The organism is Paracoccus rhizosphaerae, assembly GCF_026162645.1.
GTDB classification, from domain to species: Bacteria; Pseudomonadota; Alphaproteobacteria; order Rhodobacterales; family Rhodobacteraceae; genus Paracoccus; species Paracoccus rhizosphaerae.
Window position 1 is genome coordinate 58,988 of record NZ_JAOTBE010000011.1, and the last position, 21,334, is coordinate 80,321.

Sequence of the window (21,334 nt, forward strand, 5' to 3'; positions counted from 1 at the left end):
CTAGATATCGGTGCCGAGGCGCTTGCGTTCCAGACGTGCCGCACCGTCAATTGCCTCTTGCTGGTGCGGATGGATCTCCAGGCTTTGACGATAGGCGGCAAGCGCCCGGTCGTCCTGGCCCATCTCCTCCAGCATCACACCCAGTTGCGTCAGGGCTGCGAAGTGGCGCGGTTCCAGCTGCAGGGTCCGCGCAAGATCGGCAAGCGCCGGGCCGAACTGGCCAGCGGCGGCATAGGCTGCGGCCCGCGCCTGGAAGCCAGCGGCAAAATCGGGCGCATGGTCGGTCAGCGCCGTCAGGTGGCCGATGGCCGAGGGTATGTCGCCCATGTCCAGCGCGGCCTCTCCCCTCTGCAGCAGCAGGTCCATCGCGGGTGACCCCGACCGCGACCATTCGCGCAGGATGTCACTTTCGGCGATGCGCCAGCCTTCACCTTCCGGTTGGGCCAGGCGTTCGAAGGCATCCTTCAGGCTGTCTTGTGCGAAGGCCGGTAAGGCGATAGCTAATAGAAAGAAGATCGTCAGCAGATTGTGACGCAGTACCGCGACGGCATCATGGATAATGTTACGGTCCGGGCGCATATCATTCGTGTAACCCAGCCCGCAGGTCGGGCGCCAGACAAAGCGCGTTGAAAGGATCAAAATGAGCGATGTTGTGAATGCCGCCGTCGAAAAGCTCAGCCAGAAGATCGGCACGTTCGGGTCGACCGCCAAGTTCGTGATCAAGGACGAGGGCGCTATCATGATCGACGAAAGCGGCGTGCGCGAGGGCGACGAAGAGGCCGAGGTAACGCTGATCGCCAGCCGCGAGACGTTCGAGGGGATCCTGAACGGCGACGTGAACCCGGCCACCGCCTTCATGACCGGCAAGCTGAAGATCGACGGCTCGATGGGCGTGGCGATGCAGCTGGGCCAGGCCCTGTCCTAACCTGATGGAGCGGGCGCCGTTCCACCAGCTGCCCGATGACACGAAGGCGCTTGCCAGTGCCTTCTTCGTCACGGCAGAGGATGGGGTCCGCCTGCGCCTTGCGCATTGGGCAGCGCAGGATGGCGGCCTGGGCACGGTCCTGCTGTTCCCCGGACGCACCGAATACATCGAAAAATACGCGCCGATCGCCGCCAGGCTGACCGCCCAGGGCTATGACGTGCTGGCCATCGACTGGCGCGGTCAGGGCCTGTCGGACCGGCTTCAGGCCGACCCGCGGCCCGGCCACGTCCGCGAATTTTCGGATTATCAGCATGACGTGGTGGAGATGGTGGTCGCGGCTGAGGCGCTGGACCTGCCCAAGCCCTGGCACCTGCTGGCCCATTCCATGGGCGGCTGCATCGGGCTGGCCGCGCTGGAGGGTGACCTGCCCGTGCAGACGGCGGTCTTCTCGGCACCCATGTGGGGGATCAACCTGCGGCGGGCGCAGCAGGGGATCGCGCTCGGGATCGCCTATCTGGCGGGACGACTGGGGCGCGGTGGGCTCGCCGCACCGCGCAGCGGCGGGTCCGCGACCACCTACTTCCTGGACGAGTGTTTCCACGACAATCTATTGACCCACAACGTCGACGAATGGGCGCGGCTGCTGCGCGAGGCGGCGACCTGGCCCGACCTGACCATCGGCGGCGCCAGCTTCGACTGGGTGTCGAAGGCGCTGAACGAATGCGCACGGCTGTCGCGCATCCCGTCACCGCAGACGCCGATGCTGGTCGCCGTCGGTACCGAGGAGAAGGTCGTCTCGGTCCAGGCCATCCGCGACCGCGCGTCCCGCTGGCCGGGCGGCGACCTTCTGGAGGTCGCTGACACCCGTCACGAGGTCATGATGGAGCTTCCCCCGGCCCGAGAAACGTTCATCGCCGCGATGCTGGACCGCTTCGCCACGCGCTGACGGGTTCAGCCAGCTTCGGCCACTTCGGAAGGGGTGGCGGCGGTCGCGACGCTTGGCAGCCGCAGCCTGATCCGCTTGAGCCGGCGCGGATCGGCATCCACAACCTCGAACTCGACGCCCGACGGGTGGGCAATGACCTCGCCGCGCAGTGGCACCCGCCCGGTCAGCATGAAGATCAGGCCGCCCAAGGTATCGACCTCTTCGTCCTCTTCGTCGGCCAGCCGGGTCCCGGTTTCGGATTCAACGTCGCGCAGGTCGGCCCGGGCCTGGATCAGCCACTGGCCGGGCTTCTCATGGACCCACAAGCCGCCTTCGTCCTCGTCATGCTCGTCCTCGATCTCGCCGATGACCTGCTCGATCAGATCCTCGATCGTCACCAGCCCGTCGACCCCGCCGTATTCGTCGATGACCAGCGCCATGTGGATGCGCTTTGTCTGCATCTGCTGCAGCAGGACGCCGATCGGCATCGATGGCGGAACGTAGAGCAGCGGCCGCAGCATCGGCCGCAGGGTGAACTTGCCCCCCGCCCCGAAGCCATGCTTCAGCGCCAGATCCTTGAGGTGGATCAGCCCCAACGGGCTATCCAGGGTGCCGCGGAAGACCGGGATGCGCGAAAATCCATGTTCGCGGAACATCGTCACCAGATCGTCCAGCGTCACATTCAGCGGCGCCGCGATGATCTCGACCTTGGGGATAGCCACGTCGTCGACCCGCATCCGGCGCAGGTTCAGAAGGCCCGGCGCGCCGGCGACATGGCGCTCGCCCTGCCCCTCGGCCTGGTCCTGATCCTCTGCTCCGGTCAGGGCGTGGAACACGCGCCCGAAGAATCCGCGGGGACTCGGCGGCTCCTCGTCATGGCTTTCATCGTGGTCATAATCGGTATCAGGTAATCGGGCCTCGGAATTCATTGCTCGGTCTCCAGGTAGGGATCGGGGACGCCGATCGCCTGCAGGATGGCGCGCTCGGTCGCTTCCATCCGCTCGGCGTCGGGGTCGTTCTCGTGGTCATAGCCCAGCAGGTGCAGCGTCGCGTGGACGAGCAGATGCAGGACGTGATGATCGAAGGGCTTGCCCTGCGCCTGCGCTTCCGCCACGCAGGTCTCGAAGGCGATGGCGATGTCGCCCAGTTCGTCCTCGTCGGGAAGGTCCGGCGCGGCGCCCGGCTGCCTTGGGGTGTGCTCGACCGAGGGCCATGACAGCACGTTGGTGGCCCTGGGCTTGCCGCGGAAGTCGGCGTTCAGGCTGGCGATGCGGGCATCGCCGCAGCCCATGACCACGACCTCGCCGCCGATGCGGTGCCAGGACAGGGTCGCATCCACGGCACGGGCCGCCAGGCCTTCAAGCCCGGCGGCCTGCCATCTGCCATCCTCGATGACACAGTCGGCAGAGATCTGGTCAGGCATCGTTCCGCATCGCACGGCGCGGCACATACTGGCCGCGCGGCTCCTCTGCTTCGCCACGGGCCAGCGCCGCGACCTCCTCGGCGTCATAGGCCTTGATGATCCGCGCGACAAGCGGGTGGCGCACGACGTCGTCGGCGGTGAAATAGCTGAAGCTGATGCCCTTCACGTCCTTCAGGATCTTTTCGGCGTCCACCAGCCCCGACTGCATCCCGCGCGGCAGGTCGATCTGGGTGCGATCGCCGGTGATGACCATGCGCGACCCTTCCCCAAGGCGGGTCAGGAACATCTTCATCTGCATGCTGCTGGCATTCTGCGCCTCGTCCAGGACGACGAAGGCGCGCGACAGGGTGCGGCCGCGCATGAAGGCCAGCGGCGCGATCTCGATGCGCTTCTCCTCCATCAGCTTCTGCATCTGCTTGCCGGGAAGGAAGTCGTTCAGCGCGTCATAGAGCGGCTGCATGTAGGGATCGACCTTCTCCTTCATGTCGCCGGGAAGGAAGCCCAACCGCTCGCCCGCCTCGACGGCGGGGCGCGACAGGATGATCCGGTCGACATGGCCACCGATCAGCATGGTCACGCCGACGGCCACCGCCAGATAGGTCTTGCCGGTGCCCGCCGGGCCGATGCCGAAGGCCAGCTCGTTCTGGAACAGCGACCGGACATAAGCCTTCTGCGCGTCAGTCCGCGGCTCGACCGACTTCTTGCGGGTTCGAAGTTCATAATTGCCCTGCGCGAACATCTCGAGCTGCTCGGCCGGGCTGACGTCGGTCACCGGCTCGACGCCCATGCGCAGGGCGGCCTCGATCTCGGCCAGACTGACGGGACGCTGCTGCTCCAGGCGCGCATAAAGTCCGCGCAGAAGCTGCGCGGCCTCGGCCTGCGCCTCGGGTCCGCCGACGATGCCAAGCTGGTTGCCGCGCCGCAGGATGTGGACGCCAAGCGCCTCCTCGATGCGGGCCAGGTGCCGGTCATTGGCACCGCAGAGGTCGATCAGCAGCCGGTTGTCAGGAAATTCCAGCAGAGTTTCCGCCGAGGGGGTGGTCACGGGGGGCGTGGGGGTCAGACCCAAATCTTTCTCCTGCTCAGGCGTCTGTTTCTATCGTGGCAACTTGCCGGGATTCGCACAAGATCTTGTCAAGGACAGATAGGAACGACCTCTGCTGTTTTACAGCAGAACGCGACAATGGTGTAAAAGTTGCATGGCACGGGGGCAACGTCAGGCCAGGAAATGCGCCAGCGCCGGTGCCTGGTCCATCGACGCGACCGGGCCGTCATGGACGATCCGCCCGCCCTGCAGCAGCGCCACCCGGTCGCCGATCGCGCGGACCGACGCCATGTCATGGGTGATCGTCACGGCCGTTGCGCCGGTTTCGGTGACGATGCCGCGGATCAGCCCGTCAATGGCGCGCGCCCGGATCGGGTCGAGGCCGGTCGTCGGTTCGTCGAAGAAGATGACCGCCGGATCGTCGGCAATGGCGCGGGCAAGACCGACGCGCTTGGCCATGCCCCCCGACAGTTCGGCCGGCATCAGGTCGGCAACATTGCGGTCCAGTCCGACGCGGGCCAGTTTTTCCAGCGCAATCGCACGGGCGGCGCGGTCGGACATGCGCTGGCGCAGGCGGAAGGCGACGTTCTGCCAGACCGACAGGCTGTCGAACAGCGCAGCCCCTTGGAACAGCATCCCGAAACGCCGCATGAATCGATAAGGCTCCAGCGGCTGCCCCTGCGAGAGGATCACCCCCTCGTCCGGCTGGATCAAACCCAGGATGCATTTCAGCAGCACCGACTTGCCGGTGCCGGACTGGCCGATCACGCAGAGGCTCTCGCCCTGCCCCACGCGCAGGTCGACGCCGTCGAGGACGCGGGCCTGACCGAAGGCTTTGCGAAGTCCCCGGACCTCGATCATCGGAAGAACAGCCCTGTCAGGGCGAAATTCGCGGCAAGAATTCCGACAGCCGCGGCCACTACGGCCGAGGTCGTGGCCCGGCCGACGCCAGCCGCCCCCCGGCCCGACCGCATGCCGCACCAGCAGCCCGACAGCGCCACGATCAGGCCGAAGACCGCGCCTTTGATCAGCCCCGACATCACGTCCCAACCTTCGAGATAGGCCCAGCTGTTCGCGATATAGGTAACCGAGTTGAACCCCAGCGAGGTCGTCCCGATTAGCCAGCCGCCCATGATGCCGATGACGTCCCCCACGGCGACCAGCACCGGCAGCGACAGGACCGCCGCCCAGAGGCGCGGCGTCACAAGCCACCGGATCGGGTCAGTTGACAGCGTCACCAGCGCGTCAATTTGTTCGGTCACGCGCATGGTCCCGATCTCGGCGGCGATGGAGCTGGCGACGCGGGCGGCGACCATCAGCCCGCCAAGGACGGGGCCAAGCTCTCGCACCATGCCGATGGCGACGATCGCAGGCACGACGTCGCTGGCCTGGAAACGCTCGCCCCCGGAATGGATCTGCAGGGCCAGGGCCGCGCCGGTGAAAAGCGCCGTCAGGCCCACCACCGGCAGCGACAACCAGCCGATCTGCAGAAGCTGCGCCAGGATGGCCCACCAAGGAAACGGCCGCAGCCCCGCCAGCCCGCGCACCGCGAAAAGCGTCACCGCGCCGATCCCGCGCGTCACACGCAGGGCGGGCCGCCCGATCGCGCGGAGTGGGTTCACAGATAGGTCCGCTGGTAGCGCAGCCCCAGGGACGTCAGGATCTCGTACCCGATGGTGCCGGCCAGGTCGGCCAGCCGGTCGATCGGCTGCTGCGGGCAGATCAGGTGCAGGAGGTCCGGGACCGTCGCAAGGTCCGTAACGTCGACCGTGATCAGGTCCATCGACACGCGCCCCACGATTGGGCAGGCGACATCGCCCGCGTAAAGCACCGCCCCGCTGGAGGAGAGTGCCCGAAGGATGCCATCGGCATAGCCCGCATCGACCGTGGCGATGCGGCTGTCGCGCTCGGCATGCCAGGTCGCACCATAGCCGACCATCTCTCCGGCCCGGACGTCCCGCGTCTGGATTACGCGCAGCGACAGGCTCACGACCGGGCGGGCGTCGGCAAAGGGCATGCCGCCATAGAGGCCCACGCCCGGCCGCACCAGGTCGAAGTGATAGTCCGGCCCCAGCAGGATCCCGCCCGTCGCCGCCAGCGACCGGGGAACGCCGCAGCCGTCGGTCATTGCACGGAACGCCGCCAGCTGCGCCGCGTTTGCCGGATGTTCAGGCTCGTCGGCGCAAGCCAGGTGCGACATGATGAAGGACGGCCCCGCCGCCAGCGCCTCGGTACGGATGGCGGCCCATTCGGGCGCCTCCATCCCCAGGCGGTTCATCCCGGTGTCCAGCTGGATCGCGAAGGGCTGCCCCGGCCGCATCGTGCGGTCGCGGAAGAATTGCGCGGGACTGTTCAGGACCGGCGTCAGGCCGGTCAGGTCCTCGCCCTCCATATGGCCCGACAGCACGTTGATCCGCGCGTCGGGGGGCAGAAGCGGCCGGATCGCCCGGCCTTCGCGCGCCAGGGCGACGAAGAAGTCGCGCACTCCGGCGGCATAGAGCGCGGGTGCGACGCGGTCGGCCCCCAGGCCATAGGCGTCGGCCTTCACGACGGCCGCCGCCCGCGCGCCCGGCGCCTTGGCGGCAAGCGCCGCGTGGTTGGCCAGAATGGCCTGGATGTCGATCTGCAGTCCCATCCCGCGGGCTTGCCCCCACGCCGCCTTATCGTCAAGAGGCCGCCGCACCCTTTGCATATTTGCAATTTGCGTCACTGATTCTGAAGTTCCTTTGCAAATTTCCCGGAAACTCCTTTGAACCTCCCGACGGTGCGTCTAACCTGCCCGCAGAGTATCCACGGAGGCGCGCATGAAGGACATCCTGCAAGAGCTTGAGCGGCGGCGCGGAGAGGCGCGGCTTGGCGGCGGCCAGCGCCGGATCGATGCCCAGCACGCCCGCGGAAAGCTGACGGCGCGCGAACGGATTGAGCTGCTGCTGGACGAGGACAGCTTCGAAGAGTTCGACATGTTCGTCGCCCACCGCTCGACCGATTTCGGGATGGAGGCCGAGCGCCCCTATGGCGACGGCGTCGTGACGGGCTGGGGCACCATCAATGGGCGAATGGTCTATGTCTTCAGCCAGGACTTCACCGTCTTCGGGGGGTCGCTCTCGGAAACCCATGCCCAGAAGATCTGCAAGATCATGGACATGGCGATGCAGAACGGCGCCCCAGTGATCGGACTGAATGATTCGGGCGGCGCGCGCATCCAGGAAGGCGTGGCTAGCCTTGCGGGCTATGCCGACGTCTTCCAGCGCAACGTCATGGCGTCGGGCGTAATTCCGCAGATCAGCGTCATCATGGGACCTTGCGCGGGCGGCGCGGTCTATTCGCCCGCCATGACCGACTTCATCTTCATGGTGCAGGACACATCCTACATGTTCGTGACCGGCCCCGACGTGGTCAAGACCGTCACGAACGAGGTGGTGACCGCCGAGCAACTGGGCGGCGCATCGACCCACACGCGCAAGTCTTCGGTCGCCGATGGCGCGTTCCGGGACGATGTCGAGGCGCTATCCGAGATCCGCCGGCTGTTCGACTTCCTGCCGCTGAACAACCGCGAAAAGGCGCCGACCCGGCCCTTCTTCGACGATCCGGCGCGGATCGAGCCTAGCCTAGACACGCTGATCCCCGACAACCCGAACCAGCCCTACGACATGAAGGAACTGATCGCGAAGATCGCGGATGAGGGTGACTTCTACGAGATCCAGAAGGATTTCGCCGGCAACATCATCGTGGGCTTCATCCGGATCGAGGGCCAGACCGTCGGCGTCGTCGCGAACCAGCCGATGGTGCTGGCCGGGTGCCTGGACATCGACAGCAGCCGCAAGGCCGCCCGCTTCGTGCGCTTCTGCGATGCTTTCGAGATCCCGATCCTGACGCTGGTCGACGTTCCTGGCTTCCTGCCCGGAACGGGGCAGGAATACGGCGGCGTCATCAAGCACGGGGCCAAGCTTCTGTTCGCCTATGGCGAGGCGACGGTGCCGAAGGTCACGGTCATCACGCGCAAGGCCTATGGCGGGGCCTATGACGTCATGGCCTCGAAGCACCTGAGGGGCGATTTCAACTATGCCTGGCCCACGGCCGAGATTGCAGTGATGGGCGCCAAGGGCGCGGTCGAGATCCTCTATCGCAGCGAGCTGGACCAGCCGGAAAAGATCGCCGCCCGCACGAAGGATTATGAGGACCGCTTCGCCAACCCCTTCGTCGCGGCCGAAAAGGGCTTCATCGACGAGGTGATCCAGCCGCGGTCGACCCGCAAGCGCGTCGCCCGCGCCTTCGCCAGCCTGCGCGGCAAGCGGCTGACGAACCCGTGGAAAAAGCACGACAACATCCCGCTGTAAGCCGCGCTTGGACATGGCCTCGATGCACAAAGTCGTGAATGATGCAGCCGCGCCACAGCGCGGGCGCGGCAAACGCCGGGCCGATGCCGCCGCCTGTCTCGGGCCTGCGGGCGCCGCTATGCTTGCGGCCAGGCCGGCCATCGAAGCCGGCCAGAACCCGAGCAGCCGGACGCCACAGCGTCCGTTTTACAGGAGCCTGACTTCATGTCGAAAAAGATCATCCTCGGCCTCGTCCTCGTGTCGGCCTTCGCGGCCTGTCAGCGCCAGCAGCCCGACGTCTATGTGCCGACCGCCCCGGCAGCGCCGGTCGTCAACCCCGTCACGACCGAGCCTGTCTATCAGGGCAAGTTCGGCTAAGGCCGGCGGACCGACCACCGCGCGCGGGCGGCCAGCCTGCCCGTGCGCAGCAGCCCCCGCGCGCCATAGCAAAGGGGCCTTGCCATGCTGAAGCATCGCGGCTTTCCCGGGCGCCTGCCCGGCACAGATTTCCAGTTCGTCATACGGCGCGAGAATCGCAAGAAGGGCGCCACGCCCATCACCCGTCGCGAGCGGTTCAAGGACCGCAAAGCCGCCGACAAGCGCGCCGACGCGGGCTTCCTGTCGGCACTGATCGAACATTTCGGCGACGAACCCTTCCCGCGCGGCAACCTTGATGCCGGTCGCCTGTCCTGGCTGATCGGCCGCGAGGTGAAGCCCGTCGGCGACTTCGACCCGGCCGATTACGACCAGCTGCTGCAGATCGACATGGCGGCCGCCGAAGCCGCCTTCCCCGAGCTTTTTGCCAAGGACGAGGCCCCGGCCTTCGACTGGGACGACGGAGATGACGACTGGGGCGACGACGATGACGAGGCCGGCCGCTGATGCGCGATTTGCTGCTGAACCCGTTGAAGTCACACGCATGTCAGTTTGACCTTACGCTCAGCTGTGCGATACCAGACCACGATCTACAACTGGTCCGGCAGCGGACCCACAAGACAGGCAGTTCATCATGCAGAAATCCGTCACCATCCGCCTTGCTGGCCTGGTTCTGGTCGCCGCCGGCCTTTCGGCCTGCGCCCCCAGCTATCAGGGCGGTGGCATCTCGCCCGACGCGCAGCGCGCAGCCGGCGGTGCCGTCGCCGGTGCCGTCATCGCGAAGGCGCTTGACGAAGACCTGGCCACCGGCGCGGCGATCGGCGCCGTCGGCGGCGCGCTCTGCGACGACGCCGGCGTCTGCCAGCGCCGCTACTGATCGCGCCTGCGGGCTTGAAACATTCGGGCAGGGCACGCGTTGCGTCCCTGCCTACGTAACGACAGGATCAGAAACATGTCCAAATTCTTCGCCATGGCCGCGCTGGTCGGCGCGACCGCAGTCGCCGGTTGCACGCAGGGCATCAACCCGACCGACACCGACCGCGCTCTCATCGGTGCCGGCGTCGGCGCAACCATCGCCAGCGTCAGCGGCGAAAACGCCATCAAGGGCGCGGCCATCGGCGGCGCTGCCGGTGCGCTGTGCAACGACGTTCGCCTGTGCGAATGATCGGCTGACCCATCCCGCCCGCCCGCGCGGCCGGACCAAGACCGATGCCGCCCAAGGTGCAGACCGCACCTTCGGGCGGTTTTTTCATGCCTGAGGGCCAGCAAGAGGGCTGGGGGGGACAGATGTTCAAGAAAATCCTGATCGCCAACCGGGGAGAGATCGCGTGCCGCGTCATCAAGACCGCGCGCAGGATGGGGATCGCCACAGTCGCCGTTTATTCGGATGCCGACCGCAACGCGCTGCATGTGAAGATGGCTGACGAGGCCGTTCATATCGGACCCTCACCGGCAAACCAGTCCTATATCGTGATCGACAAGATCATGGACGCGATCCGCCAGACCGGGGCCGAGGCCGTCCATCCCGGCTATGGGTTCCTGTCCGAAAACAGGAAGTTCGCCGAGGCGCTGGAGGCAGAAGGCGTGGTCTTCATCGGTCCGCCCTCGGGTGCGATCGAGGCGATGGGCGACAAGATCACCTCGAAGAAGATCGCGGCCGAGGCGGGTGTCAGCACCGTGCCGGGCCACATGGGCCTGATTGCGGACGCCGACGAGGCGGCCCGGATCAGCGCCGACATCGGCTATCCGGTGATGATCAAGGCCAGCGCCGGCGGCGGCGGCAAGGGGATGCGCATCGCTTGGAACGACGACGAGGCGCGCGAGGGCTTCCAGTCCTCGAAGAACGAGGCCGCCAACAGTTTCGGCGATGATCGCATCTTCATCGAGAAGTTCGTGACCCAGCCCCGCCATATCGAGATCCAGGTCCTGGCAGACCAGCATGGCAACGCTGTCTATCTGCATGAACGCGAATGCTCGATCCAGCGCAGGAACCAGAAGGTCATCGAAGAGGCACCGTCGCCCTTCCTGGACGAGGCCACCCGCGCCGCGATGGGCGCCCAGGCCGTCGCCCTAGCCAAGGCCGTCGGTTATACCAGTGCCGGAACGGTCGAGTTCATCGTCGACGGCCAGCGCAACTTCTACTTCCTCGAGATGAACACGCGCCTTCAGGTCGAACATCCGGTGACCGAGCTGATCACCGGCGTCGACCTGGTCGAGCAGATGATCCGCGTCGCCGCCGGTGAGCCCCTGCCCTTTGCACAATCCGACCTGAAGATTACCGGTTGGGCGATGGAAAGCCGACTCTATGCCGAAGACCCTTATCGCGGCTTCCTGCCCTCGATCGGACGGCTGACCCGCTATCGCCCGCCGGTCGAGGTTGCGGCCGGGCCGATGCTGGTCGAGGGGAAGTGGCTGGCGCAGGGTGCGCCACAGGGACCTGCGGCCGTGCGCAACGACACCGGCGTCTATGAAGGCGGCGAGATCAGCATGTTCTATGACCCGATGATCGCCAAGCTTTGCACCTGGGCGCCCGACCGCGCGCAGGCGATCGAGGCGATGCGCGTCGCCCTGGACCGGTTCGAGGTCGAGGGGATCGGCCATAACCTGCCCTTCCTGTCGGCTGTGATGGACCACCCGAAGTTCGTCTCGGGCGACATCACCACCGCGTTCATCGCGGAGGAATATCCCGAGGGCTTCCAGGGCGCATCCCTTGGCGTGGACGAGATGGAGCGCGTAGCCGCCGCCGCCGCCGCAATGCACCGCGTGGCCGAGATCCGGCGCACACGCATCAGCGGACGCCTGAGCAACCATGAACGCCATGTCGGCGAGAACTGGGTCGTCTTCGCCGGTGGCCGGGAATGGCCGGTGCGGATCGAGGCGGACCGGGACGGCGCGATGGTCCATCTGAACGGCCGCGCGATGCGCGTCGAAAGCGACTGGCGGCCGGGGCAGTCGCTGGCGCTGATCGAGGTCGATGGCAAGCCGCTGGTCCTCAAGGTCGACAAGATCCCGGCGGGCCTGCGTCTGCGGACCCGCGGCGCCGACCTTGCCGTCCATGTCCGCCGCCCGCGCGCCGCTGAACTGGCGCGCCTGATGCCCGAGAAGCTGCCGCCGGACACGTCGAAGTTCCTCCTCTGCCCCATGCCGGGGCTGGTGGTCCGCATCAATGTCGAGGCCGGGGACGAAGTGCAGGAGGGCCAGGCCCTCGCCACCGTCGAGGCGATGAAGATGGAGAACATCCTGCGCGCCGAACGCAGGGGCGTCGTCAGGTCCGTCAACGCGGCGCCCGGCGAGAGTCTGAAGGTGGACGATGTCATCATGGAGTTTGAGTGATGGCGCTGGTCAGGAACCTCTCGCCCAGGGACATCGCCTATCCGAAGAAGCACCGGGAGGTCGAGGCAACATGCTCGATCGTCATGGCCGAGGGCGAGAAGCTTCTGCAGATCGACACCTATGGATCGGCCGACCGAGCAATTCCGGGTAAGGTCAGCCAGTCGCTGCAGTTCGACCGGCAAGGGGCAGAGGAGTTGGCAAAACTTTTGCAGCAGATCCTGGACGGTCAGGAAGAAGGCTGACAGATGAAAATTGTCCTTGCCAGGCCACACTTGCTACGGCGCCCTGTCCCTTCCGTGGGTCAGCGCCGTCCGCTTCTGTGGCCACGCGGCGGGCGGGGTCAGTCGTCCTGTTCAGGGGCCGCCTCCCGCTGGCGCATCGGCATCGTGTCGATCAGGTCGATGATGTCGGCGGCGTCCACGGGCGTCTCGCGACGCAGCTTGACTCCGCCGTCCTTGCCGACCAGCAGCACCTGGAAGGCCGTTCCCTGTCGCAGAGGATCGGCCCCGCTGCCATCGGTCAAGATGACCACCTCGCGCTCGGCCAGTTCGGCCGCCCCGGCCTGCAGTCGCGCGATCTGGGCCTGCACGTCCCGGTCCGGGCCCAGAACGACCACCGGGCGTGCCTGCCATCGTAGCGTCCCAAGCGTGTCGTCCTGCAGGGGCATGACCCTCAGGCCGCTGTCCCCGCGTGCGGTGTCCGCAGGGGCCATGGCGGGCCAGAGACTGATTAGCGCAGTCAGACAGAGTCGGTGCATCGGCTTCTCCTTCGCTCTGCTTCAACGACGCATGCCGGCGGCGGCAGGTTCCCATGCCACCGCTTGACCTCTATCTCAGCCCGCAGTTGCAGCAGGCGGTGGTGACCGGCCTGTTCGTCGCGGTGGGCTGGATCGTGGTGGCGGCGCAGACGCGGCGGCGCGATGCGATCCTGCGCCGCACGCGCGAAGGCGACATCCAGCGGGCGCTGCTGGCCGAGATCCGCGCCCATGTTTTTGCGCTGGAGCAGCAGGTCCCCTCGGCCGAGGATGCCGCGACGCTGATCGCCCGAATCGAGACCGGCGACTTTGTCCCCACGCTGCCGCAGCACGCGAACGACCGGATCTTCTCGGCGGTGCTGACGGATATCCACATTCTGCCGGCGCCGGTGATCGACCCGATCGTGCTTTACTATCGGTTGCTGTCGATCATGTCGGCGCTGGCGGCGGACCTGCGTGAGATTGCGCGGACGGACGGGCAGCGCGCGGCGCAGATGATGGCGGATTACCTGTCGCTGATGGAGGAGACCCGCGACACCGGTCTTCAGGCCGTTCGCGTCCTGACGGAATGCCTGAGAGGTGGACCGGCCGCGGTCGAACGGATGCTGGATGCGGACGATGCTAACGTGTTGGCGCAGATGACGCGGCAGTTGCCGGCTGAACTGGCCGAGTTGCGCGACCGATTGGCTGCGCGCGACGGCGTCAATAGCCGATCTTGGGACCCGAGAGGCCAGTGATGGGACGCAACCCGATGGCACGCACGATCTCGTTGGCGCGGCTGATAACCGCAGCCTTGGGCTTGGCGTCAGGACGCGGGCCGGCGGTGGCGTCCCGGCGCACCGGTTTTTTTGTCGATGGGACCGACGCGAGGGACGCGGCGGCGCGGTCGGTACGCGAATTTGCCATGATCGAACCCTTCATATCTGCGGGCAACCTGCCCGGCTTCCTTCATGATATAAGCAACGCGCCGCAAATCCACAAGTTTCGCACAGCGGGCGGTCAGCGCATGACATTGCCGCGGCCGATCTCTTGCCGGCGGAGCGGCAGCCGGTCGATGGCGCGCCCGACCTCGCGCGCATCCCAGGGCGTCGGCCTGCGGATCTTGACCTGCCCGTCCTTGTCCAGCAGCACCAGCGAAAAGCCACGCGGCCGCAACTGCTGCCGCCACAGGCTGTTGGCCGCCGGATCGCTGTCGGTGACGATGACCACATCGCGGTCCAGCAGGGCGCGACCGTCAGTGGTCAGCGCCTCGATCTGCTCGACGAAGGCCGGATCCTCGGGCGTGTCGGCGAAGACGACCACGGGGCGGGCGTTCCACAGGAACTGCTGGGGGTCGACCTCTGCCGCCTCGAACCGGGGCGGCGCCGGCAGGATCAGCGGAGAGGTCGGCGGCGCCGGCTGGACAGGTCGTTGCGACACCGGCGGCAGGCGCGCCGGGTTGCGCTGCACCAGGCTGTCGGGATCGGGCGGCGGTGCGTCGCGGGCCGGCCCCATCGCCGCCAGCACCATCGTCAAAATCAGGAATTTCAACTTCATCGGCACCTCGTCATGGTCTGAATATAGGCCGGGACACGCCGCGGGAAAGGATCAGCCATGACAAAACCGACGCTGCAGGACTGGCGAAAGCAGGCCGAGGCCGAGCTGAAGGGCCGAGACCCCGACAGCCTGACCTGGCACACGCTGGAGGGAATTGCGGTGAAGCCGCTCTATACCCAGGAGGATACGGAGGGATTGTCGCATGTGGGCGGGCTTCCGGGTCTGGCGCCCTTCACGCGCGGCCCGCGCGCGACGATGTATGCCGGTCGCCCCTGGACGATCCGGCAATATGCGGGCTTTTCCACGGCCGAGGAATCGAACGCCTTCTATCGTCGCAACCTGGCGGCCGGGCAGCAGGGCGTGTCGGTGGCCTTCGATCTGGCCACCCATCGGGGCTATGACAGCGACCATCCCCGAGTCGAGGGCGATGTCGGCAAGGCCGGCGTCGCCATCGACAGCGTCGAGGACATGAAGATCCTGTTCGACGGCATCCCGCTGGACAAGGTCAGCGTCAGCATGACCATGAACGGCGCCGTCATCCCGATCCTGGCGAACTTCATCGTTGCCGGTCAGGAGCAGGGCCACCCGGTCGCGGCCCTGTCGGGGACCATCCAGAACGACATCCTGAAGGAGTTCATGGTCCGCAACACCTATATCTATCCGCCCGAACCCAGCATGCGGATCGTCAGCGACATCATCGAATACACGTCCGGCCAGATGCCGCGCTTCAACTCGATCTCGATTTCCGGCTATCACATGCAGGAAGCGGGCGCGAACCTGGTGCAGGAGCTGGCCTTCACCCTGGCCGACGGGCGCGAATACGTCCGCGCCGCCATCGCGGCGGGCATGGACGTGGACGCCTTTGCCGGGCGGCTGTCGTTCTTCTTCGCCATCGGCATGAACTTTTTCATGGAGATTGCCAAGCTGCGCGCCGCTCGCCTGCTGTGGCACCGCATCATGTCGGAATTCGAGCCGAAGAAGACCGCCAGCCTGATGCTGCGGACGCATTGCCAGACATCCGGCGTGTCCCTGCAGGAGCAGGACCCCTACAACAATGTCATACGTACTGCCTATGAGGCGATGTCGGCGGCGCTTGGGGGAACGCAGTCGCTGCACACCAATGCCCTGGACGAGGCCATTGCCCTGCCGACCGACTTCAGCGCCCGCATCGCCCGGAACACCCAGCTGATCCTGCAGGAGGAGACCGGCATCACCCATGTCGTCGATCCGCTGGCCGGGTCCTACTACATCGAAAGCCTGACAGCGGAGCTGGCCGAAAAGGCCTGGGCCCTGATCGAGGAGGTCGAGGAGATGGGCGGCATGACCAAGGCCGTGGCCTCCGGCATGCCGAAGCTGCGCATCGAGGAGACGGCGGCCCGCCGCCAGGCCCTGATCGACCGGGGAGAGGATGTGATCGTCGGCGTCAACAAGTATCGCAAGGACCGCGAAGATCCGATCGACATTCTGGACATCGACAACATGGCCGTCCGCGACAGCCAGATCGCGCGCCTGCAGCAGATCCGCGCCAGCCGCGACGAGGCCGCCTGCACGGCCGCGCTGGAGGAGATCACCCGCCGCGCCCGCGAGGGCGGCAACCTGCTGGAGGCCGCCGTGGAGGCCGCCCGCGCCCGTGCCACAGTCGGAGAGATCAGCATGGCGATGGAAAAGGAATTCGGCCGCCACCGTGCCGAGGTGAAGACCCTGGCCGGCGTCTATGGCGCCGCCTACGAGGGCGACGAGGGCTTTGCCCAGATCCAGAAGGACGTCGAGACCTTCGCCGAGGAAGAGGGTCGCCGCCCCCGCATGCTGGTCGTCAAGATGGGCCAGGATGGCCATGACCGCGGCGCCAAGGTGATCGCCACGGCCTTTGCCGATATCGGCTTCGATGTCGATGTCGGCCCGCTGTTCCAGACGCCCGAAGAGGCCGCGCAGGATGCGGTGGACAACGACGTCCACGTGGTCGGCATCTCCAGCCAGGCGGCGGGGCACCGGACGCTGGCGCCCAAGCTGATCGAGGCGCTGAAGGCGCAGGGCGCCGGCGACATCATCGTGATCTGCGGCGGCGTGATCCCCCAGCAGGACTACGACTTCCTGAAGTCGGCAGGCGTCAAGGCAATCTTCGGCCCGGGCACGAACATCCCGACGGCCGCCGCCGACATCCTGAACCTGATCCGCGCCGTGCGCCGCTGAGCGATGGCGCGGGTCTGGCTGCATGTCGGGATGCAGAAGACAGGCACCTCTGCGGTGCAGGACTGGCTGGCAGCATCCGAGGAGGAGCTGCTGGCGCAGGGACTTCTCTACCTGCGTCCCGGCAGGGGCCAGCCGGCCAGCGGCAGACTTGTCCGCGCGCTGGTCCGCGATCCGGCCAAGGCGGACCGCATCATCTCGGGCTTCGTCTCGCGCCTGAAAAAGGCGGCGGCGGGTGATGCGCTGATCTCGTCCGAAGATTTCTCGTGCCACCCGGCGCGGCTGGCGCGTCCCTTGATCAAGGCGTTCGACGGCCACCGCATCGGCGTCCTGATCTGGCTGCGCCGGCAGGACCTGTTCGCAGAGGCGCTGGTGAAGCAGTGGGTCAAGTGGAACGGCAGCCGGGCGCAGGACATGCCGGGTTTCCTGCACCACCATGTTCGGCCCCTTCTGGACTATGACCGACTGCTGCGGGACTGGGCCGACACATTCCCGAACGTGGACGTCGTTCCGGGGATCTATGCCGAGGAAGCCCCCGGCGCCCCGCGGCCAGACAGTATCCGGGCGCTGCTGACCGCCATCGGCCGGCAGGACCTCGCCCCGACTGACGCTGCCAGCCTGCGGGCCAATGTCTCGCCCCGCGCCGATCTGGTGCGCCATTACGCGACCCTTGATCAGGCCGAGGACGTGCGCCGCACCAACCGAGAGTTGATGCGCCGCCACGGCGCGCGGTTCGCCGGTCGCGGCGACCTTATCCCGCCGGCGCAGCGCGACCGGATCCGCGCCGAGTGCCTTGCGTCGAACGAGCGGCTGCGCGCCCGCTGGTTTCCCCGTCGCGAACGGCTGTTCGACGACAACGAACCTCTAACGCCAGACCCTGGATTGGGCGCCGAGGCAGTCGCGGCATTCCGCGAATTGCTCGGTCGGGGGTGATGGGTCATTGCCTCGGCGCGGCCAAGGTGGGAAAGCTGACCCCAAAGGCGGGGCACATGACATGAGCGACGGACGCGACGGCAATCTCAAGCAGATCATCTGCATCAAGTGGGGAACGAAGTTTGGGCCGGAATACGTGAACCGCCTGCACGCGATGATCGCTCGCAACATCACGCCGCCCTTTCGCCTGTTCTGCTTCACCGACGATGGCGCGGGTCTGCATCCCGATGTCGCGGTGCGGCCACTGCCCGACTTCACCTATGACGCGCCGCAGCGCACGCGCGGCAAGTGGCCGAAGTCGCGGCTGTGGGGTGATCTGGGCGACGTCACCGGGGTCGTGCTGTTTCTGGACCTCGACGTTATCGTCACCGGCAATCTGGACGCGTTCTTTACCTTCGGTGATCCCGACGACACGATCCTGGGACGCAATCCCAACACGCCGCTTGAAAAGATGGGCCAGACATCGGTCTATCGCATGCGCGTCGGCAAGTTGGCCCCGCTGCAGCAGATTTTCGCCGCCGACCCGCAGGGCGTGGCCGATAAGTACCACTATGAGCAGCGCTTCGTCACGCGCAACGCACCGGGCGGTGTCAAGTTCTGGCCGCGCGGCTGGCTCGCCCATTTCCGCTTCCACTGCGTCCCGGTTTTCCCCCTGAACTATATCCGGGAAGCCCGCATCCCCCGCGGCACGCGCATCGTCATGTTCCCGGGCAGCCTGAACCCGCCGGACGCCATCGCCGGCCGGTGGGACGAAGCCGACAAGGCGCGTCCGCCGCTGGAGCATCTGCGTGCGGCCTTCACCGGCGATCGGCGCGAAGGCTTCGTCAAGCACCTGCGCCACTATGTTCGCCCGACATCCTGGGTAGCGCAGCTGTGGCGGGAATGACCGGTGCCCCTGCCCCGCGCGCCTGACCGCCTGCCCGACGACATGGCCGCAGCCCTGGGCCACGCCGTCGCCAGCTTCGGCTTTCTTGAAGAGGCGCTGAAACGGGCCATCTTCTCACTGACCCGCAAGGGTCTGGGGGCGGACGCCAGCGACCTGGCCCTGCAGGCCTGGCTGCAGCGGGTCGAGGATATTGCCGACGACTCGCTTGGCACGCTGATCGACAGCTTCCTTGCGACCGCGCGCCGGGCCGAGACCCCCGACCTTGCCCCTCTGGCGCTAGAGCTGCCGCAGTTGCGCCGGTTGCGCAACCTGCTCTGCCATGCGTCCTGGCGCCCGGGCGAGATGGCTGGCGGCTGGCACCCGACCTTCGTGAACACGCGCGGCGAAAGCTATCCGGGCGAACTGACGACGCAGGACGTGCTGCAGATCCGCGACAGGGTCTTGGCCGCCGCGCGGCGCATCGTCCGCATCATGCGTGCGACAGGGATCGAGGGCCGGTGGGCGGGACATGACGATCCCGAATGAGGGCATCCGAAGTGATCCAGCCGGATCGCCTGCCGGCATGATCGGAGGGTTCGGTGCCCGCGGCATCGCCGGGCGGTGCCCCGCCTTTCACGCGTTGCAACAGCCGCCCAGCCGCGCTAACACCCGCGAAATCAAGGATGAGAGGAACCCATGTCGTCCCCCCTCCGCCTCGGCATCGCCGGGCTTGGCACCGTCGGGATCGGTGTCGTCAAGATCGTCCAGAAACATGCCGACCTTCTGGCGCGCCGGTCGGGGCGTGCAGTGACCATCACGGCCGTATCGGCGCGTGACCGGATGAAGAACCGCGATGCTGACCTTTCGGCCTATCGTTGGGAGGCCGATCCGATGGCGGTGGCAACGGCCGACGACGTGGACGTCTTCATCGAGTTGGTGGGCGGCGACGCCGGCATTGCCCGCGACAGCATCGAGGCCGCGCTGCGATCCGGCAAGGATGTCGTCACGGCAAACAAGGCGCTTCTGGCCATGCATGGGCAGTCCTTGGCCGAACTGGCCGAGGACCTGGGCCGAGTGATCCGGTTCGAGGCCGCCGTTGCTGGCGGCATCCCGGTCATCAAGTCGATGACCGAATCCCTGGCCGGCAACCGCGTCAGCCGCGTCATGGGCGTCATGAACGGCACCTGCAACTATATCCTGACGCGGATGGAAAGCGCGGGCCTGCCCTACGAGGCGGTCTTCGAAGAGGCGCGCCAGCTGGGCTATCTGGAGGCCGACCCGACACTGGACGTAGGCGGGATCGATGCGGGCCATAAGCTGGCGATCCTGTCCTCGATCGCCTTCGGCACGCAGGTGAACTTCGACGCGGTCGAGATCGAGGGGATCGAGCGAGTCAGCATCGACGACATCCGCCGCGCCGCCGACATGGGCTATCGCATCAAGCTGCTGGGCGTGGCGCAAATGACCGCCAGGGGGCTGGAACAGCGCATGTCGCCCTGCCTTGTGCCAGCCGACAGCCCCCTCGGCCAGCTGGTCGGCGGCACAAACATGGTGGTGATCGAGGGCGACAGCGTCGGCCAGATCGTCCTGCGCGGCGCGGGCGCGGGCGAGGGTCCCACCGCCAGTGCGGTCCTGTCAGACATCGTCGAGATCGCCCGCGGCGTCCGCCTGCCCGTTTTCGGCGAACCCGCCGGGGCGCTGGTCGCGGCGCAACCGGCCCGCACGGCCGTCCCGGCCGCCTACTACATGCGGCTGGAGCTGCAGGACAAGCCGGGCGCGCTGGCCAAGGTCGCGACCGTCCTGGGTGACGCAGGCATCTCGATCGATCGCATGCGCCAATACGGCCAGCACAGCCCGGCCAGCGTGCCTGTCCTGGTCGTGACGCACAAGACCACCCCCGAAGCCATCGACTTCGCCATCGAAGCCCTGCCCCGCACCGGTGTCCTGGTCAGCGACCCGGTCGAACTGCGCATCGAGGAGGTCTGAGACAAGCGGCGCGACTCCCTTCGTTGGCGGAACGTGGCGCAGGCTGAACGTCTGCAGCCTATCGACGCGCCCTCTCCATGAAGCCTGTGCGTTGATGTCCTCCGCAGCGAAGGTCGGGTTCATCGCCTCCCGTCTCGTCCGCCCGTGAATACTCTAAAGCGTGTTGCGGTTCGCCCGCTTCAGGGTACCTCTGTGGCTTGATCTGTGGTTCCCTGGCTGCATGACAGGTGGAGGGATGATATGGCAGTCCACATCCCATGGCACTTCGACAGCGCGTTGTGGCGCTCGAGGAGGAAGGGAGCTCGCACCGTCCAGCCGCTGCGCGGTTCCCGGTTTCGGTGAAGTTGGTCAACGACATGTTGATCCTGAAGCGCGGGACGGGCGGGTTGGCTCCGCCTGTCTTGGGCCATGGCGGTGGTCTTGGCAAATGGGTTGCTGTGGGGCTGGATCACCGCGCGAAGGCCCGATCTGCCCCCGAACGACCTGATGGGCGAACTTGCAGATCATCATGGCATTGCCATTCACCGTGTCTCGGTCTGGAGGTTTTCGCGCGGTCTCGGGCTGACCCACAAAAAGACCTGCAAGCCCCTCGAGCAGAAGCGGCCCGAGAGGCGTTGTTGCATGAAGCCTTTTTGGGATACACATTGCACGTCCAGCGACATAGCTGAACGGCATGTCCAAGCCCGCGCTTACTCGCTACCGCACCCTGAACTGGTCTGCCTACAACGCTG

General features: G+C 66.6%; 25 protein-coding genes. 15 read left to right on the plus strand and 10 right to left on the minus strand.

The window, feature by feature from the left end; genetic code table 11:
* Positions 1-579 (minus strand): tetratricopeptide repeat protein, encoded by a 579-nt coding sequence (locus OC184_RS06505; protein WP_265506371.1) that lies wholly within the window; start codon positions 577-579, stop codon positions 1-3.
* A 61-nt stretch (positions 580-640) separates the two neighbouring features.
* Here OC184_RS06505 and OC184_RS06510 point away from each other — a divergent pair, with 61 nt between their 5' ends.
* Both OC184_RS06510 and OC184_RS06515 read left to right on the plus strand, forming a co-directional pair.
* Entirely contained in the window at positions 641-925 is a 285-nt protein-coding gene (locus OC184_RS06510; protein WP_265506372.1) for an SCP2 sterol-binding domain-containing protein, read from the plus strand.
* 4 nt (positions 926-929) lie between these two features.
* Positions 930-1,871: an alpha/beta hydrolase gene (locus tag OC184_RS06515; protein ID WP_265506373.1), complete on the plus strand. Its 942-nt coding sequence runs from the start codon at positions 930-932 to the stop codon at positions 1,869-1,871.
* Between the two features lie 5 nt (positions 1,872-1,876).
* On the opposite strand, the gene OC184_RS06520 is transcribed toward OC184_RS06515, so the two are convergent.
* From OC184_RS06520 to alr, 6 genes are all read right to left on the minus strand, one after another.
* Positions 1,877-2,779 carry a transporter associated domain-containing protein gene (locus OC184_RS06520; protein ID WP_265506374.1) on the minus strand — a complete coding sequence of 301 codons (903 nt, stop codon included), beginning with the start codon at positions 2,777-2,779 and terminating at the stop codon, positions 1,877-1,879.
* Positions 2,776-3,273 carry an rRNA maturation RNase YbeY gene (ybeY, locus tag OC184_RS06525; RefSeq protein WP_265506375.1) on the minus strand — a complete coding sequence of 166 codons (498 nt, stop codon included), beginning with the start codon at positions 3,271-3,273 and terminating at the stop codon, positions 2,776-2,778. Before ybeY ends, OC184_RS06520 begins: the two co-directional genes overlap by 4 nt.
* Complete coding sequence (locus OC184_RS06530; protein WP_265506376.1) at positions 3,266-4,342, minus strand: PhoH family protein; 1,077 nt, start codon at positions 4,340-4,342, stop codon at positions 3,266-3,268. The genes ybeY and OC184_RS06530 overlap by 8 nt, the downstream gene beginning before the upstream one ends.
* Positions 4,343-4,489: 147 nt before the next feature.
* Positions 4,490-5,179 (minus strand): ABC transporter ATP-binding protein, encoded by a 690-nt coding sequence (locus tag OC184_RS06535; protein ID WP_265506377.1) that lies wholly within the window; start codon positions 5,177-5,179, stop codon positions 4,490-4,492.
* A complete protein-coding gene (locus OC184_RS06540; protein WP_265506378.1) occupies positions 5,176-5,940 on the minus strand; it encodes an MlaE family ABC transporter permease in 765 nt (254 codons plus the stop codon). Before OC184_RS06540 ends, OC184_RS06535 begins: the two co-directional genes overlap by 4 nt.
* The gene (gene alr, locus OC184_RS06545) at positions 5,937-6,953 is read right to left on the minus strand and encodes an alanine racemase (RefSeq protein WP_265506379.1); all 1,017 of its coding nucleotides are present in this window, start codon (positions 6,951-6,953) and stop codon (positions 5,937-5,939) included. The genes OC184_RS06540 and alr overlap by 4 nt, the downstream gene beginning before the upstream one ends.
* A gap of 169 nt (positions 6,954-7,122) precedes the next feature.
* Here alr and OC184_RS06550 point away from each other — a divergent pair, with 169 nt between their 5' ends.
* The 7 genes from OC184_RS06550 to OC184_RS06580 all read left to right on the plus strand — a co-directional run bounded on the left by OC184_RS06550 (position 7,123) and on the right by OC184_RS06580 (position 12,584).
* Positions 7,123-8,655: an acyl-CoA carboxylase subunit beta gene (locus tag OC184_RS06550; RefSeq protein ID WP_265506380.1), complete on the plus strand. Its 1,533-nt coding sequence runs from the start codon at positions 7,123-7,125 to the stop codon at positions 8,653-8,655.
* A 204-nt stretch (positions 8,656-8,859) separates the two neighbouring features.
* Positions 8,860-9,012: a hypothetical protein gene (locus OC184_RS06555; protein WP_265499981.1), complete on the plus strand. Its 153-nt coding sequence runs from the start codon at positions 8,860-8,862 to the stop codon at positions 9,010-9,012.
* Between the two features lie 84 nt (positions 9,013-9,096).
* A complete protein-coding gene (locus tag OC184_RS06560; protein ID WP_265506381.1) occupies positions 9,097-9,516 on the plus strand; it encodes a hypothetical protein in 420 nt (139 codons plus the stop codon).
* Between the two features lie 127 nt (positions 9,517-9,643).
* Positions 9,644-9,886 (plus strand): hypothetical protein, encoded by a 243-nt coding sequence (locus OC184_RS06565; protein ID WP_265506382.1) that lies wholly within the window; start codon positions 9,644-9,646, stop codon positions 9,884-9,886.
* A 75-nt stretch (positions 9,887-9,961) separates the two neighbouring features.
* Positions 9,962-10,174 carry a YMGG-like glycine zipper-containing protein gene (locus OC184_RS06570; protein WP_265506383.1) on the plus strand — a complete coding sequence of 71 codons (213 nt, stop codon included), beginning with the start codon at positions 9,962-9,964 and terminating at the stop codon, positions 10,172-10,174.
* A 122-nt stretch (positions 10,175-10,296) separates the two neighbouring features.
* Positions 10,297-12,342, plus strand: a complete 2,046-nt coding sequence (locus OC184_RS06575) for an acetyl-CoA carboxylase biotin carboxylase subunit (RefSeq protein ID WP_265506384.1) — start codon at positions 10,297-10,299, stop codon at positions 12,340-12,342.
* Positions 12,342-12,584, plus strand: coding sequence for a hypothetical protein (locus OC184_RS06580; protein ID WP_265506385.1), 243 nt, complete (start codon positions 12,342-12,344; stop codon positions 12,582-12,584). The genes OC184_RS06575 and OC184_RS06580 overlap by 1 nt, the downstream gene beginning before the upstream one ends.
* 98 nt (positions 12,585-12,682) lie before the next feature.
* On the opposite strand, the gene OC184_RS06585 is transcribed toward OC184_RS06580, so the two are convergent.
* Entirely contained in the window at positions 12,683-13,099 is a 417-nt protein-coding gene (locus tag OC184_RS06585; RefSeq protein ID WP_265506386.1) for a DUF4174 domain-containing protein, read from the minus strand.
* A 53-nt stretch (positions 13,100-13,152) separates the two neighbouring features.
* On the opposite strand from OC184_RS06585, the gene OC184_RS06590 reads away from it, so the two are divergent.
* Positions 13,153-13,833, plus strand: coding sequence for a hypothetical protein (locus OC184_RS06590; RefSeq protein WP_265506387.1), 681 nt, complete (start codon positions 13,153-13,155; stop codon positions 13,831-13,833).
* On the opposite strand, the gene OC184_RS06595 is transcribed toward OC184_RS06590, so the two are convergent.
* Both OC184_RS06595 and OC184_RS06600 read right to left on the minus strand, forming a co-directional pair.
* Positions 13,799-14,002 (minus strand): hypothetical protein, encoded by a 204-nt coding sequence (locus tag OC184_RS06595; protein ID WP_265506388.1) that lies wholly within the window; start codon positions 14,000-14,002, stop codon positions 13,799-13,801. The genes OC184_RS06590 and OC184_RS06595 overlap by 35 nt on opposite strands.
* Before the next feature lie 93 nt (positions 14,003-14,095).
* Entirely contained in the window at positions 14,096-14,632 is a 537-nt protein-coding gene (locus OC184_RS06600; RefSeq protein ID WP_265506389.1) for a DUF4174 domain-containing protein, read from the minus strand.
* Between the two features lie 57 nt (positions 14,633-14,689).
* Between OC184_RS06600 and scpA the strand changes: the two genes are divergently transcribed.
* From scpA to OC184_RS06625, 5 genes are all read left to right on the plus strand, one after another.
* Complete coding sequence (gene scpA, locus OC184_RS06605) at positions 14,690-16,822, plus strand: methylmalonyl-CoA mutase (protein ID WP_265506390.1); 2,133 nt, start codon at positions 14,690-14,692, stop codon at positions 16,820-16,822.
* Positions 16,823-16,852: 30 nt separating this feature from the next.
* Entirely contained in the window at positions 16,853-17,752 is a 900-nt protein-coding gene (locus OC184_RS06610) for a hypothetical protein (protein ID WP_265506391.1), read from the plus strand.
* Between the two features lie 61 nt (positions 17,753-17,813).
* Positions 17,814-18,638 carry a glycosyl transferase gene (locus OC184_RS06615; protein WP_265506392.1) on the plus strand — a complete coding sequence of 275 codons (825 nt, stop codon included), beginning with the start codon at positions 17,814-17,816 and terminating at the stop codon, positions 18,636-18,638.
* Between the two features lie 3 nt (positions 18,639-18,641).
* A complete protein-coding gene (locus OC184_RS06620) occupies positions 18,642-19,163 on the plus strand; it encodes a hypothetical protein (protein WP_265506393.1) in 522 nt (173 codons plus the stop codon).
* Positions 19,164-19,313: 150 nt separating this feature from the next.
* On the plus strand, positions 19,314-20,603 hold the full coding sequence (locus OC184_RS06625; protein ID WP_265506394.1) for a homoserine dehydrogenase: 1,290 nt from the start codon (positions 19,314-19,316) through the stop codon (positions 20,601-20,603).
* The last annotated feature ends 731 nt before the right edge of the window (positions 20,604-21,334 follow it).